17 protein-coding genes are annotated in these 14295 nt (G+C 41.2%); 15 read left to right on the top strand and 2 right to left on the bottom strand.

Annotated elements, in window-relative coordinates; all coding sequences use genetic code 11:
- The first annotated feature begins 1 nt into the window (after position 1).
- The 6 genes from IEW67_RS08220 to sigF all read left to right on the top strand — a co-directional run bounded on the left by IEW67_RS08220 (position 2) and on the right by sigF (position 5085).
- The gene (locus IEW67_RS08220) at positions 2–823 is read left to right on the top strand and encodes a purine-nucleoside phosphorylase (RefSeq protein ID WP_188632586.1); all 822 of its coding nucleotides are present in this window, start codon (positions 2–4) and stop codon (positions 821–823) included.
- Positions 824–838: 15 nt separating this feature from the next.
- Positions 839–2143: a pyrimidine-nucleoside phosphorylase gene (locus IEW67_RS08215; RefSeq protein ID WP_188632585.1), complete on the top strand. Its 1305-nt coding sequence runs from the start codon at positions 839–841 to the stop codon at positions 2141–2143.
- 113 nt (positions 2144–2256) lie between these two features.
- The gene (locus IEW67_RS08210; protein WP_188632584.1) at positions 2257–3432 is read left to right on the top strand and encodes a D-alanyl-D-alanine carboxypeptidase family protein; all 1176 of its coding nucleotides are present in this window, start codon (positions 2257–2259) and stop codon (positions 3430–3432) included.
- Positions 3433–3533: 101 nt separating this feature from the next.
- Complete coding sequence (spoIIAA, locus tag IEW67_RS08205; protein ID WP_188632583.1) at positions 3534–3887, top strand: anti-sigma F factor antagonist; 354 nt, start codon at positions 3534–3536, stop codon at positions 3885–3887.
- The gene (gene spoIIAB, locus IEW67_RS08200; protein WP_188632582.1) at positions 3884–4321 is read left to right on the top strand and encodes an anti-sigma F factor; all 438 of its coding nucleotides are present in this window, start codon (positions 3884–3886) and stop codon (positions 4319–4321) included. Before spoIIAA ends, spoIIAB begins: the two co-directional genes overlap by 4 nt.
- 8 nt (positions 4322–4329) lie before the next feature.
- A complete protein-coding gene (sigF, locus tag IEW67_RS08195; protein WP_188632581.1) occupies positions 4330–5085 on the top strand; it encodes an RNA polymerase sporulation sigma factor SigF in 756 nt (251 codons plus the stop codon).
- 236 nt (positions 5086–5321) lie between these two features.
- Here sigF and spoIIP read toward each other — a convergent pair whose 3' ends face one another.
- Positions 5322–6443 (bottom strand): stage II sporulation protein P, encoded by a 1122-nt coding sequence (spoIIP, locus tag IEW67_RS08190; RefSeq protein ID WP_188632580.1) that lies wholly within the window; start codon positions 6441–6443, stop codon positions 5322–5324.
- A gap of 205 nt (positions 6444–6648) precedes the next feature.
- On the opposite strand from spoIIP, the gene IEW67_RS08185 reads away from it, so the two are divergent.
- From IEW67_RS08185 to IEW67_RS08155, 7 genes are all read left to right on the top strand, one after another.
- The gene (locus IEW67_RS08185) at positions 6649–7266 is read left to right on the top strand and encodes a stage V sporulation protein AA (RefSeq protein WP_188632579.1); all 618 of its coding nucleotides are present in this window, start codon (positions 6649–6651) and stop codon (positions 7264–7266) included.
- Positions 7244–7672 (top strand): stage V sporulation protein AB, encoded by a 429-nt coding sequence (locus IEW67_RS08180; RefSeq protein WP_188632578.1) that lies wholly within the window; start codon positions 7244–7246, stop codon positions 7670–7672. Before IEW67_RS08185 ends, IEW67_RS08180 begins: the two co-directional genes overlap by 23 nt.
- 45 nt (positions 7673–7717) lie before the next feature.
- Complete coding sequence (locus tag IEW67_RS08175) at positions 7718–9193, top strand: spore germination protein (protein ID WP_188632577.1); 1476 nt, start codon at positions 7718–7720, stop codon at positions 9191–9193.
- 222 nt (positions 9194–9415) lie between these two features.
- On the top strand, positions 9416–10723 hold the full coding sequence (lysA, locus tag IEW67_RS08170) for a diaminopimelate decarboxylase (RefSeq protein ID WP_188632576.1): 1308 nt from the start codon (positions 9416–9418) through the stop codon (positions 10721–10723).
- A gap of 66 nt (positions 10724–10789) precedes the next feature.
- A complete protein-coding gene (locus IEW67_RS08165; RefSeq protein ID WP_188632575.1) occupies positions 10790–11227 on the top strand; it encodes a peptidylprolyl isomerase in 438 nt (145 codons plus the stop codon).
- Positions 11228–11236: 9 nt separating this feature from the next.
- Entirely contained in the window at positions 11237–11686 is a 450-nt protein-coding gene (locus IEW67_RS08160; RefSeq protein ID WP_188632574.1) for a site-2 protease family protein, read from the top strand.
- Positions 11687–11826: 140 nt separating this feature from the next.
- Positions 11827–12204: a GNAT family N-acetyltransferase gene (locus IEW67_RS08155; RefSeq protein WP_188632573.1), complete on the top strand. Its 378-nt coding sequence runs from the start codon at positions 11827–11829 to the stop codon at positions 12202–12204.
- A gap of 163 nt (positions 12205–12367) precedes the next feature.
- On the opposite strand, the gene IEW67_RS08150 is transcribed toward IEW67_RS08155, so the two are convergent.
- The gene (locus tag IEW67_RS08150; RefSeq protein WP_188632618.1) at positions 12368–12451 is read right to left on the bottom strand and encodes a YjcZ family sporulation protein; all 84 of its coding nucleotides are present in this window, start codon (positions 12449–12451) and stop codon (positions 12368–12370) included.
- Between the two features lie 189 nt (positions 12452–12640).
- Between IEW67_RS08150 and IEW67_RS08145 the strand changes: the two genes are divergently transcribed.
- Positions 12641–13396: a segregation/condensation protein A gene (locus IEW67_RS08145; protein WP_229671709.1), complete on the top strand. Its 756-nt coding sequence runs from the start codon at positions 12641–12643 to the stop codon at positions 13394–13396.
- The gene (scpB, locus tag IEW67_RS08140; protein ID WP_188632571.1) at positions 13378–13974 is read left to right on the top strand and encodes an SMC-Scp complex subunit ScpB; all 597 of its coding nucleotides are present in this window, start codon (positions 13378–13380) and stop codon (positions 13972–13974) included. Before IEW67_RS08145 ends, scpB begins: the two co-directional genes overlap by 19 nt.
- Positions 13975–14295 lie beyond the last annotated feature (321 nt).

The raw sequence follows: 14295 nt of genomic DNA, 5'->3' as shown, positions 1-14295 counted from the left end.
CGTGAATCAGACAGCTATTACAGAAGCAGCTTCATATATAAACAAGAAATCCTCAAGCGGTCCTGCCATTGGTCTTATTCTAGGATCGGGACTTGGTGTTTTAGCAGATGAAATCGATAATCCGGTTACATTTTCTTATAAAGACATACCGCATTTTCCGGAATCAACCGTATCGGGACACAAAGGGCAGCTTGTAACAGGGAAACTGGAAGGTAGACAGGTAATTGCGATGCAGGGGCGCTTTCATTATTATGAAGGCTATTCAATGAAGCAAGTAACATTTCCGGTAAGGGTGATGAAAAAACTGGGAATTGATTCAATCATTGTTACCAACGCAGCCGGCGGCATCAATAAGGTATTTAACCCTGGTGATTTAATGCTGATCACAGATCATATCAATAACATGGGGGATAATCCGCTGCTCGGGCCAAATGATGAAACGCTCGGTGAACGCTTTCCGGATATGTCACACGTATATGATAAAGCTTATCTGCGGCACGCAAAAGACTGCGCATCAACATTAGGCTTAACAGTACAGGAAGGCGTATATGTCGGCAACACCGGTCCAGCATATGAGACACCGGCAGAAATCAACATGCTCCGGACACTTGGCGGAGATGCTGTCGGTATGTCAACTGTTCCGGAAGTGATTGTTTCAGGACACTCGGGTTTGCGCGTACTGGGCATCTCTTGCATATCCAATATGGCGGCCGGTATTCTTGATCAGCCGCTGACACACAACGAAGTGATTGAGACAACCAAACAGGTGCGTGAAGACTTTCTCAAGTTTGTAAAAGAAATCATCCGCACACTGCCAAATTAGAATAAAGGTGATTATATGCGAATGTATGACATCATTGAAAAAAAACGCGATGGTAAAAAGCTTTCAAATGAAGAAATCCGTTTTTTTGTCGATGGATACACAAATGATAATATCCCGGACTATCAGGTCAGTGCTTTGATGATGGCTGTTTTTTTCCAGGATATGACCGAAGAAGAACGCGCTGAATTGACCATGGCAATGGTGGAATCGGGGGATCTAGTTGATCTTTCTGCCATTTCCGGTATTAAAGTGGATAAACATTCAACCGGCGGGGTTGGCGATACGACGACCCTGATACTTGCCCCGCTGGTCGCTTCTGCCGGAGTACCTGTGGCCAAAATGAGCGGAAGAGGCCTTGGGCACACCGGAGGAACGATTGATAAGCTTGAAGCAGTACCTGGATTTCATGTTGAAATTTCCATTGAAGCCTTTATTAATCTGGTGAACCGAAATAAAGTAGCAGTCATCGGCCAGACAGGCAACCTGACACCTGCTGATAAAAAACTCTACAGCCTGAGAGATGTTACAGCAACAGTCAATTCAATTCCATTGATTGCCAGCTCCATCATGAGTAAAAAAATAGCATCAGGTGCAGATGCTATTGTACTTGATGTTAAAACCGGAGCAGGTGCTTTTATGAAAGAGCTTGATGATGCCAGAGAATTAGCACAGGCAATGGTATCGATCGGGAACCGTGTCGGCAGAAATACGATGGCTGTCATTTCAGACATGAGCCAGCCGCTTGGGAAAGCTGTCGGTAATGCCCTGGAGATTAAAGAAGCAATCGAGACATTACAGGGTCATGGACCGGAAGATTTAACTGAATTATGTATTGAACTGGGCAGTCAGATGGTTGTATTGGCAAACAAAGCGGACAATCTCGATGAAGCACGGAAACAGCTGACTGATAACTTGAACAGCGGGAAGGCAATCGAGCAGTTTAAAGTATTTCTCGAAGCACAAGGCGGTGATGCGCATGTAGCGGATAATCCGGATTTATTGCCGCAATCATCATACACATTTGATCTGCCTGCTAAAGAGTCAGGGACTGTTTCTGAAATCGAAGCAGAGGGCATCGGAACAGCGGCCATGATGCTAGGCGCCGGAAGGAAAGAAAAAGATTCCGGCATTGATTTGTCTGTCGGTATCGTACTCAATAAAAAAATAGGGGACCCCGTCAGTAAGGGGGAATCACTTTTGAAGATTCACGCTAATACCGATACCATTGATGATGTGACAGAAAAATTATATGCAAGTATTGTCATCTCGAATAGAACCGTGGAGAAACCGCCGTTGATTTATGAGAACGTCTCAAAATAAATTATACTTAAGGTCAAAACGCATGCTGGTTCCGGCATGCGTTTTTGCTGTATAAGAACACACTGAAATGGCAATCCTAAAACTATATTGAACGTTGGAGGTTGAAATCTGAAATGAAAAAGTATGTTTTATTGACCAGCATTATACTTTCAATTCTCTTCATGCCATTTACAGTGTTCGGTGAAGAAAATGGTAAAGGTAACACAGACCAAGATCTTAATTTAGTCCCGGATGCCGAGTCCGGCATTTTGATGGAACGCGATACAGGAAAAGTGTTGTTTAACAAAAACGCACAAGAGAAATTACCCCCTGCCAGTATGACAAAAGTTATGACTCTATTACTGATAATGGAAGCTCTTGATAAAGGAAAAATCGATAAAAATGAGACCATCAGGATCAGTGATCGCGCTGCATCGATGGGGGGATCGCAGATATTTCTTGAAGCCGGCGAAGAAATGAGTGTCAATGACCTTTTGAAGGGGATAGCTGTCGCTTCGGCAAATGACGCAAGTGTTGCGCTGGCCGAGAGAATTGCCGGCAGTGAGAAAGCATTTGTGAAACAGATGAACAAAAAAACAAAGGCATTAGGTCTTGAAAACACACGTTTTCGGAATGCCACCGGTCTCCCGGCTGAGGATCATTACAGCACTGCCCATGATATGGCGGTTATGGCTAAAGAATTATTAAAATATGAATCCGTGACCGAATATACGTCCATTTATGAAGATTATTTGCGAAAAGGTGAGGAGAACGAATTCTGGCTTGTGAACACGAATAAACTCGTTAAGTCCTACCCAGGTGTTGACGGACTTAAAACTGGTTATACAAATGAAGCTAAATATTGTTTAACAGCCACAGCCGAAAAAAATAACATGCGAATGATTGCCGTTGTCATGGGCGCTGAAACAACAAAGAAACGAAATGCAGCGATTAGTGGAATGCTTGATTATGCATTCAATCATTTTGAAACTAAAAATTTATACAAAAAAGGCGAAACCATTACAACGTTGGACTTATTAAGAGCGGAGAATGCTACTGTTGATGTGACAGCATCAGAATCAATCAGCACAATCCACCGTAAGGGTGAGGACGATAAAGACTTAACAACATCCGTGAACATAAAATCCGACATCGGTCTGCCCATCAATAAGGGTGATCAAGTCGGGGAGTTAATCATAAAAAGCAATGGCAAAACATTGTCAAAAACGCCGTTAACCGTGGATCATGATGTCCAACAAGCATCGTATCTGACATTGTTAAAACGGGCAGCTCAAAATATGGTGAATTAGCAGTATTTCTGACGAATTCCTTCTTCTTTTGTCATGAAGAAGGAATTTGCCCGGCTTTTAGCGAAAAAGTACTCAGAACGAAAAAGTGGGGAGGAAGTATTATGGGTTTGTCTACTGCATTTGACGTCAAAGCAGAAGTCCTGGTCGTCAGAATGACCGGAGAATTGGACCATCATGAAGCAGAAGAATTACGGAGCGAATGGAAAGAAATGATGTATACAAACGCCATCAAACATGTTGTACTGAATCTTGAATCGGTAACGTTCATGGACAGTTCAGGGCTTGGTGTTGTTCTTGGCAGATACAAAGAAGTGCTGCAACTGGGAGGGGAGATGGTTGTATGCTCCGTTTCCGCGCCAGTCCGGAGATTATTTGAAATGTCCGGAATGTTTAAAATTGTAAGGCTGGAGGAGAGCGAAGAACATGCGTTATTTACGTTGGGGGTGGCATCATGAAAAATGAAATGTTTGTAGAATTTGCAAGCGTCAGCGAAAATGAGTCATTTGCCAGGGTAACTGTGGCTTCTTTTGTGGCACAACTGGATCCGACGATGGACGAATTGACGGAGATTAAAACAGTCGTTTCCGAGGCCGTAACAAATGCTATCATTCACGGTTATAATAATGAACCCGGGCATCATGTTTCAATTTCATGTGTGCTGCATGAAGACGAGGTCGAACTGACAATCAAGGATACCGGCACCGGAATCGGTGATGTGAATGAAGCGAGACAGCCGCTCTATACATCAAAGCCTGAATTGGAAAGATCCGGAATGGGATTTACCATTATTGAGAATTTTATGGACGTATTGGAAATCATATCTTCACCTGAAACCGGCACAACTGTTCATATGACAAAACAACTTTCAAAAAAAACGGTTTCTAAATAGGGATGCCTATGGACGTAAATGTCAGTCATGATAACCGGCAAGAATCGTTGAGTGACGAGCAGGTGAAGACCTATATCCATAAAAGTCAGCAAGGCGATAAACAGGCACGGGATATGCTTGTTGAAAATAATGTCAGATTGGTTTGGTCAGTGGTACAACGCTTTATCAACCGTGGATATGATCCGGATGATCTGTTTCAGATAGGAAGCATCGGACTTATAAAAGCAATTGATAAATTTGACTTATCTTATGACGTCAAGTTTTCCACATATGCTGTGCCGATGATCATCGGTGAAATACAGCGATTCATCCGGGATGACGGCAGTATTAAAGTGAGCCGTTCCCTGAAGGAAACCGGGAATAAAATAAGAAAAAAGCGGGATGAATTAACGAAGCAGCTGGGACGTGTCCCAACTGTTTTGGAAATCGCTGAATCACTCCATATCACCTCTGAGGAAGTCGTTCATGCCGAGGAGGCTGCAAAGTCACCACATTCCATCCACGAAACCGTGTTTGAGAATGATGGGGACCCGATTACGTTATTGGACCAGATTGCCGATGATGATACAAAATGGTTTGATAAACTTTCGTTGCAGGAGGCAATTAGGCGGCTGAATGCACGTGAGCGGCTGATATTATATTTGCGCTACTACAAAGACCGGACACAGTCTGAAGTGGCTGAACGGCTTGATATTTCACAGGTACAAGTATCGCGCCTTGAGAAAAAAATACTAGAGGACATGAAAGTGAATATGAACCCATGAATCAGGACGGACATGAGCAAAACTAGGCATGTACCGTCACAGCAGTCGGCCCCGTCTAAATCTGCATCGTAGAATTTTTTATACCCAGAAAGTATATATTATAGATAACCTTAAAAAACTTCGGCACTCGCTATAGGACGAGGCGAATGCCGAGTTTTTCTAAACGGGGCTCTTACTGCACGTTGTTTGCGTACTAAAGCTGTACAGCTACTTTTCGTTGGTTTTGCTTTGGCTTTTTAATTCGCATTGTTAACTTTTAAAGCATCTTTTTGATGTTCGCTAAGAACCTCTGCCATGACTTCAGCCGTATTGTTGAGCTCCTCGCGATTATTATCAATTCCTCCAAATTCAATTAAAATTGATCGTCCTGACATATCCTGATTGTATATACCGTTTCCTTCAGATTTGCTTTTTTTATATATTCCTTTACTGAGTCCGGGATATTTCTGTTTAATCATAGTGTGCAATTCCTTTGCAAACGCGAGGTTTTTTTGGTACTCCTCATGTCCGACCCCTACAATAAAAAATAGCTTTGCATAATTCTTCCCATCAATCGTCACCGTTGTCTGATCTTTGCGCAAGGCATCACGGTGGATATCGATAAAATAGTTCACAGTATCATTTGCGGACATCACTTCTTTGACGGACTGCCGTGAAAATTTATATGAATCACCAGGCCCCCAGCCTTTTTGGTTAAGGCTCGCTGTAACATTGGTTTTATCATGAAGTGTGCTAACGCCCCTGTTCTCAAGTTGTTTGGCAAGCATAGAACCTGCAAGTACAATATTTTGCTTATTATTTGTACTCGAAGCTTCACTCGGTTTTTTTTCTGGCTCGTCAAGTAATGGGAGAAAAGCTTCCCAAGCATGACTGTGATAAATAAATACCTCTGCATTATCCGTATCCTGGTTAACTTGATCCTCCTGTTCAGAATGATTTCCGGAGGAGCCCTCTTTTAACAGCTTATCAAAATCAGGTGGGGGTGACTCAACCGGCATTGCAGTTAAGTCCTTTCCCTGAAGACGCATCCCGTTGGAAAATGTCTTCATTCCCGGCAGCTCGAGTTCGAGCAGACTTGTGAAACTTTTAGGTGTTATTCCCGAAGTGAATGCAAATACTAAAGACGAAAAATCCGGTGACTTTATATCGTTTGCATTTAAATTTTCTTTCAATTGAGGTATCTCCGAACTCATCATAAGCACGAATGTTTCTGAAATCAAATCAGATTTAGTTAATTCATTAATTGCGCCGAAATGAAACATTTCATTTTGACTCTTGGATATGGATATGAACGAAGTGGTCAACATCATAAGAATAATACAAATGAAATAGGCGATAATATAATACCTTATTTTCACGAATACCAGCCTGCCTTATATAGCTTTATCAAAGATTTTTATGGAAAATTATTTCTCGGGGACTTGAGATCAAGTCTTATTAAAATAATATGCTGATTTGTTTTTATTAGAATTTAAATCCGGGATAAACAGCTGATTCTGTGATAATTATTCCGCTTTTAACAAATACTATTTCATACAAGATCGTAAAAAGGGTGTGTCCCGGATGTCGGAGATTGTATATCTGCGCATGAAGAAGAGTATCGAACTCTCATATTTGAAAAAAGTTAGCTTAAAGGACATTGCTTACCTCTCTACTGCATCACCATTGAAAGATGAATTGGAAAAAACGCCAATCTACCGTATTACAAAAAAAGATCTGAACGTGGTGATTGTAGACAGCTTTTTAGTCATTGACCATTTAAACACACATTATCGTGAACTCGAATTTCAGATTGTCGGACCATCACATACTATTATACGAATCCAAAAAACAAAAAAATCGCCAAACATTATGATTACAGCAATTGTTTGGCTGCTTCTTTTTATTGGTACAGCCATGACCATTATCAATTTTCATTACGATGTCAGCATGCAGGAGGTCCAGCAAAAACTTCATTACTTGTTAACAGGCGAACATAATCCATATCCATTATGGATTCAGATACCGTACTCATTTGGACTTGGAATCGGGATGCTTTTGTTTTTTAACCACTGGTTCCGTAAACGAATCAATGAGGAACCCAGCCCACTTGAGGTTGAGATCTTCAATTACCAGCAGAGTATGGACCAGTATCTTGCTTATTATGAGAATACGCTGAATGATGACAAGTATCTTCGTTAGTCTGCTGGAAGTGATGATTGGATTTGCTGCTGGTGTGGCGGTCGGAGGTGGTTTTGTGGCTTTTTTAACGGTGTTAGGGATCATTCCAAGATTAATCCAGCTGAGCAAAACGGATACACGAATACCTGTTTATATCGCAGGCATCGTTCTTGGAGCATTATTCGGGATATTTATGTCTTTTGCAGATGTATCCTGGAATCAGCCGCTGTTCCTGCTTGTCATATGGGGAGTTTTTCATGGTGTATTTAATGGTATGCTGGCAGCAGCTTTGACCGAAGTATTGAATGTTTTTCCGATTCTTTCAAAACGTATTCGAATGGAAGATAAGATGTTGTGGTTATTAATGGCAATCGTATTTGGCAAAATCGCCGGATCTCTATTCCAATGGACGATATTTGTGAAATAAATTATGTGATACATGCAATAATGAACAAGTGGAGCGTTGAATTTTATGAATCAAAACCAAAATAAAAGTCCTATTTATGCAAAAATAGATAAAAACAAGCAATACATGAAGGATAACGTTGGACTGGATACATCGTTTGATCTTGGTTTTCGCGAATTAGTCGTTTTAAAAACAAAAATTCAGCTTTACTACGTTACCGGACTTTGTGATGGTACGGTAGTGCAGCGAATTATGCGCCAACTTGTGCAAATCAATGACGATGAAGTGAATAAGCGAAAAGTACCGGAAATCGTTGAAAACCGGATCATTTATCAGCAGGTGGAGCGAACTCAATCTCTGGATGAAGTAGTCGATCAAGTATTATCCGGTTTAGTCGTTATTTTCATTGATGGGGAAAAATATGCGTTTATTGTGGATGTCCGTAATTATCCTGGCCGCGCACCGCAAGAACCTGATACAGAGCATGTGGTCAGAGGATCCCGTGACGGATTCACAGAAAACATTATTGAAAATACGGCATTGACAAGAAGGCGGATCCGCGATGCGAGATTGCGTCATGAAATGTTGAAGGTCGGTGAAAGATCTAAAACGGATATTTGTTTGTGTTATATCGATGATGTGACTGACAGGGATTTAATTGATATCATCAAAAACAGCTTGAACCAGATTGAAATTGACGGCATTACAATGACAGACAAAACATTGGAGGAATTTATAGTCGGCATGAAATGGAAGGCATATCCATTAGTCCGGTATACCGAACGGCCCGATGTTGCAGCTACCCATCTGATGGAGGGTCATGTCATACTGATTGTGGACACATCACCAAGCGTAATGATATTGCCGACGACTTTTTTTCACCACACACAGCATGCCGAAGAATATCGTGAATCACCGGTAGTCGGGACCGCTATGCGCTGGGCAAGAATGATAGCGATTATGTTATCGATTTTTTTGTTGCCTTTGTGGCTGTTGTTCGCGCTGGATCCATCATTATTACCAAAGGAGCTTGCATTTATTGGGCCTAAAGAAGAAGGGACAATTCCGATTGCTATTCAAATCATACTGGCGGATTTAGGAATTGAGTTTTTACGGATGGCCGCCATCCATACACCGACTCCTTTAGCAACGTCAATGGGATTAATCGCTGCGGTCCTAATCGGACAGATTGCCATTGACGTCGGGCTGTTCGGACCTGAGGTTATTTTGTATGTATCGGTTAGTGCCATTGGTGTATATGTGACACCAAGTTATGAATTAGGCGTAGCTAATAAAATTTCGAGGGTAGTACTGATTATATTAACAGCAATGTTCGGTGCGATTGGTTTTACAGTCGGAATCACCCTTTATGGATTATACCTTATTCAGTTAAAATCATTGCATACACCATATATGTGGCCGTTTATACCGTTTGATGCGAGGGCAATGATTGAAATGGTATTGCGTGTTCCAATACCTTACTCAAAAAAGCGCCCGAGTATAGTCCATCCCAAAAATGATTACAGACAGCCGAAAGCGTAAAGGGATATTCCGAAACGACAAAGCAAGGGAAGCGGACAGAACAACTCTGAACGCTTACCTTCTTCTTTCGTTTTTGGTTTTTATGTGGTAAAGTGTTTTTACACTTTAACAGATTTGCAAGTTCAAAATCTTAACATAGGAATACCTGGGTTCCGCATAGCGGCTCTCGGGCTTTCTGATTTTTTTGAAATGGACAATCAGGATCAATCGGGGGAATTGAATATGATATTGGATCACCATCCATTTGATTTAAATGAAGCAGGACATTTAGCAATCGGAGGACTTGACTCAACAGTCCTAGCTGAAAAGTATGGCACACCGCTATATGTATATGATGTTTCCGTAATCCGGGAAAACTGCCGTGCTTTTATCGGAACGTTTCAAGAGCTCGGGATCTCAGCTCAAGTGGCATATGCAAGCAAAGCTTTTTCATCTATAGCGATGCTTCAAGTTATTAAGCAGGAAGGGTTAAGCCTTGATGTGGTATCACAAGGAGAACTTTACACCGCGCTGGAAGCCGGCTTCCCTGCAGATAAAATACATATGCATGGCAATAATAAAAGTGTTGATGAACTGGAAATGGCCATTGAACACGATATAGGTTGCATAGTCATCGATAACTTTCATGAAATTGAACTGATTCGTCATATTCTTGAACGGAAAAACAAACAGATGAATGTACTACTGCGTGTGAGCCCGGGCATTGAACCGGACACACATGATTATATTGTCACCGGTAATGAAGATTCAAAGTTTGGCTTTAATTTAGCTGATGGACAGGCTGATGACGCATTTTTAGAATTACAGCACAACAATCTTATTCATTTCAAAGGATTGCACAGCCACATAGGTTCACAGTTATTCGATACAGAAGAAATGCTGCTGGCAGCAAAAATACTATTCCGGAAATTAGCTGATTGGCATGAAAAGTACGGTTATACGCCGGAAGTTCTCAATCTGGGAGGTGGTTTTGGAATTCGATATACACGAGAAGATAAACCGCTTGACTACTCTGAGCATGTGAAGAAATTATCGGCTGTTGTTCAGGAACAGGCAGCTTATTTCAATCTTCCCATCCCGGAGATATGGATTGAGCCCGGTCGTGCAATCGCCGGTAATGCCGGACTAACCTTATATACAGTTGGCTCCATAAAAGAGATTCCCGGGGTACGCCATTACGTCTCAGTGGATGGGGGAATGACTGATAATATACGCCCCGCCCTTTACAATGCGAAATATGAAGGCATATTGGCAAACAAGGCAGCTGCACCAGTGAGAGATACAGTTTCAATAGCTGGCAAATGCTGTGAATCAGGTGATATGCTCATGTGGGATCTACCTGTTCCGGTTATAGAGAGCAACGATATATTAGCGGTGTTCTCCACAGGTGCGTATGGCTATTCCATGGCCAACCATTACAATCGTTTTCCAAAAGCAGCTGTGGTATTCGTGGAAAATGGCGAAGATCAAGCAGTAGTCAAACGTGAGACATATCACGATGTTGTAAAAAATGATATTTCTTACGAATGATGATGTTGTTTTCTGCTGAAAGGTCAGCTAAAATGATGTAAGAACAGTGAAAAGGGGATGTGAGCAATGCACAAAAAAGGATATATATTGCTGGAAGATGGAAACAAAATAGAATTTGAGCTTTATCCAAATGAAGCGCCAAATACTGCAGCTAATTTTGAAAAACTAGCTAACAGTCACTTTTATGATGGATTAACTTTCCATCGTGTGATTGACGGGTTTGTCAGTCAGGGTGGCTGTCCCAATGGAAACGGCACAGGCAATGCCGGTTATACAATCAAATGTGAAACTGAAGGCAACCCGCATAAACATGTGGAAGGGTCACTCTCAATGGCTCACGCCGGAAGAGATACAGGCAGCTGCCAATTTTTTATTGTTCACGAACCCCAGCCGCATTTAGATGGTGTTCACACTGTCTTTGGCCAGGTAACGTCAGGAGTTGACTTTGCAAAAGCCATGAAGAATGGCGATGTTATGAAAGAAGTTAAAGTGACGACAGAATAATCGATAATCATGGATATTTATCTATTTCTTTACCTGATTTTTATCGTTGCTCCAGCAGGAACGGCAATCCATGAAATGAGCCATATGCTCGGTGCAAAATCGGTCAAAGCTGATAAAATTTTATTGACGATAGGTACTGGCAGCATTATCTATCGCACATTTCGAAAAAAGATACATCTTGTAATCCGTCTGTTCTTCTTTGCAGGAGGGATGGCTTACAGTGAACGAAAGACGCCGTATCAACCGCATGAGCGTATTAGGATAGCTGTCTTTGGGCCAGTAGGAAGTTTTTTGGCTGCAGGTATTTGCGCTTGGTTTTATATTGTCTTTTCCAGTAGTTATTTGCTATTAATGCTGCTATTTAATTTATGGATAGCTTTCATTAATATCATTCCATTCCGTTTTAAAAATAAACAATCGGATGGTTATACCATTTATGAAGCTATTAAACAAAAATAACCCCGGTCAATGTTGACAAATAAAGCCTGATGCGGCATAACTATATATAAACGTTTATCCAATGTGTTTCAGAAAATCGTTCGTATTGGGATAATGAGCTCTTTTTGATTGGCAAGTTACTATCATAACGAGGGATAATTATGCTTATTCGTTACAAAAAGAATTATGAGAAGATTGCAATGGGGTTGTTATCGTTCATGCCTCATGGAAAAGATGTAAAAAAACTGCAGCACACTATTAAAGAATATGAAACCAATCCGGATTGGCATCTTTTCCTCTGGAAGGATGAAGATGTACTGGGTGTAATCGGCGTCCGCATTGAAAATAATATTGACGCGATTGTCCAGCATATATCTGTTAATCCTTCACATCGAAATTCCGGAATCGGTAAAAAGATGGTGAAGGAAGTGCAGAACATATTTGGGGATAAGTATGCAGTCTGTGCTGATGAATCGACCCAGCAATTCCTGAATAAATCAGTCGAAGAGGATCAAAAGAGTAACGAAGAAAGGGATTAAACAAGAGCCAGCTCCTTTTTATAACGTCAGAACGTCTAAATTATGAATGACCTTATAAGAAAAACTTGGCACTCGCTATAAATCGAAGCGAATGCCGCGTTTTTCTAAGAGCTGGCTTTTGTTTGTAAATCTTACTGAGTGGTACTGCCAATCAGCAATATGATTACATCCATGCAGCACCGACAATAATCAGAAGGATGAACAATACAACGATCAGCGAGAAGCCTCCGCCATAGTTATAACTCATAATCATACTCCTCCTTTTTTGCTTAACGAATAAATGTTTTTTTGATAACATTTATCTTACATTAATAACTTATGACAACAGTCCCCAGGTTGTATGGGCGTTTATTTCAAATCAATAAAACTTTATTCAATTGCCTGCCATGTTAAGGCAGATAATTCCTCATTTGCCGCAAATGAAAGGAGAACTGTTGTGAATCAGCCATATCAAGTGAAATTGGATGCTTTTGAGGGCCCTCTCGACCTTTTGCTGCACTTGATCAATCATTATGAGATCGATCTATATGATATACCCGTGGCACAGATAACCGAGCAGTATATGCAATACATCCATACAATGCAGCGTCTTGAACTAAATATTGCCAGCGAATATTTGGTGATGGCTGCTACTTTGATCGCTATGAAAAGTCAGATGCTTCTGCCAAAACAGGATATGGAAGAAACCGATGATGAATATGAGGAAGACCCACGGGAGGAACTGATGCAACGTTTGATTGAGTATCGAAAGTACAAAGATGCAGCTCAAACATTGCAGAATAAAGAAATGGAAGCAAACCAGATTTTCACAAGGCCACCTGTTGCCTTCGATCATATTGAAGCACGAAAGCCTGTAACCCAAGAGGGTGTATCCTTATACGACATGCTTGATGCATTAGGAAAAATGTTTGAGCGCAAGAAGTGGCGTGAACCGCTTAAGACAAGCGTTGAGAGCAGTGGTATTCCGATAGAACAACGCATGTCTGAAGTTCTTGATTTAGTGAGGCATTCAGAAGGCGGGGTATCCTTTAACAAGCTATTTGATTACCCTTCCCGCTCACACATTGTCGTGACGTTTATGGCAATACTGGAGCTGATGAAAAATAATGATGTAACATGTGAGCAAGAGAATCATTTTGATCAATTGTATGTATTCTACTTGGGGGAGAAAACGTGGAATTCAATGAATTAAAGGGCATCACAGAAGGGCTATTATTCGCAAGCGGCGATGAAGGAATTTCGGTCAAGCAATTGGTACGTATTTTGAATACATCTGAAGACACAATCACCCGTTTACTGGATGAATTAAAATATGATTACCAGAACACAGAGCACGGAATCCTTCTGATGCAATTCCATGATGTATTCCATTTGACGACTAAACCCGAACATAGTCCATATTTCAAAAAATTGCTTGAAACACCGCAGACGACAAGAATGTCACAAGCCGCCCTTGAGACTTTGGCAATCATTGCTTATCAGCAGCCCATTACCAGAACCGAGATTGATGATATACGCGGCGTTAAAAGTGACCGCCCTGTACAAACATTGATTACCAGATCGTTGATTGAGGAGATAGGGCGAAAAGAAGGAATCGGACGCCCCATGCTGTTTGCAACGACTAAAGAATTCCTGACTTATTTTGGCTTGACATCGCTTGAAGAATTGCCACCTCTTCCTGAAGATACAGACTCGAATCAACTTGAACAGGAGTCTGATTTATTTTTTGATACGCTAACTGATTATATGGATGGAACCGATCATACTTGAACGACTCATGCTTACCGGCCTTACAGTTTGTTTTATTTTGTCCTTATCAGTCAGAAGAGGCCGGGACAAAAGTAATGAATCAAAGAAAAATCCGAACGATGATTTAAAACTTCTCAAGTTAGATTTTGAATCAACTCGGATTTTTTTATAACGTCAGAAAGTATAAATGATGGATGACCTTATAAGAAACGCTTCGGCATTCGCTATAAGACGAGGCGAATGCCGCGTTTTTCTAATCAGATAAGAAAGTATAAAATTTGAGAATATCACAATACCCAATACTGTGTGTTTTTGCGCACCCCGCTGTTGGGCAGTCCAGGT

Origin of the sequence: Lentibacillus kapialis (assembly GCF_014646635.1) — a bacterium.
Taxonomy (GTDB): Bacteria; Bacillota; Bacilli; order Bacillales; family Amphibacillaceae; genus Lentibacillus; species Lentibacillus kapialis.
This window is presented reverse-complemented; position numbering and strand designations above follow the sequence as displayed.

Excerpts from the sequence above, each read along its gene's own strand:
- IEW67_RS08215 (WP_188632585.1), top strand. The coding sequence starts at position 839 with ATGCGAATGTATGACATCATTGAAAAAAAACGCGATGGTAAAAAGCTT.
- IEW67_RS08210 (WP_188632584.1), top strand. The coding sequence starts at position 2,257 with ATGAAAAAGTATGTTTTATTGACCAGCATTATACTTTCAATTCTCTTC.
- spoIIAA (WP_188632583.1), top strand. The coding sequence starts at position 3,534 with ATGGGTTTGTCTACTGCATTTGACGTCAAAGCAGAAGTCCTGGTCGTC.
- spoIIAB (WP_188632582.1), top strand. The coding sequence starts at position 3,884 with ATGAAAAATGAAATGTTTGTAGAATTTGCAAGCGTCAGCGAAAATGAG.
- sigF (WP_188632581.1), top strand. The coding sequence starts at position 4,330 with ATGGACGTAAATGTCAGTCATGATAACCGGCAAGAATCGTTGAGTGAC.
- IEW67_RS08185 (WP_188632579.1), top strand. The coding sequence starts at position 6,649 with ATGTCGGAGATTGTATATCTGCGCATGAAGAAGAGTATCGAACTCTCA.
- IEW67_RS08180 (WP_188632578.1), top strand. The coding sequence starts at position 7,244 with ATGATGACAAGTATCTTCGTTAGTCTGCTGGAAGTGATGATTGGATTT.
- IEW67_RS08175 (WP_188632577.1), top strand. The coding sequence starts at position 7,718 with ATGAATCAAAACCAAAATAAAAGTCCTATTTATGCAAAAATAGATAAA.
- lysA (WP_188632576.1), top strand. The coding sequence starts at position 9,416 with ATGATATTGGATCACCATCCATTTGATTTAAATGAAGCAGGACATTTA.
- IEW67_RS08165 (WP_188632575.1), top strand. The coding sequence starts at position 10,790 with ATGCACAAAAAAGGATATATATTGCTGGAAGATGGAAACAAAATAGAA.
- IEW67_RS08160 (WP_188632574.1), top strand. The coding sequence starts at position 11,237 with ATGGATATTTATCTATTTCTTTACCTGATTTTTATCGTTGCTCCAGCA.
- IEW67_RS08155 (WP_188632573.1), top strand. The coding sequence starts at position 11,827 with ATGCTTATTCGTTACAAAAAGAATTATGAGAAGATTGCAATGGGGTTG.
- IEW67_RS08150 (WP_188632618.1), bottom strand. The coding sequence starts at position 12,451 with ATGAGTTATAACTATGGCGGAGGCTTCTCGCTGATCGTTGTATTGTTC.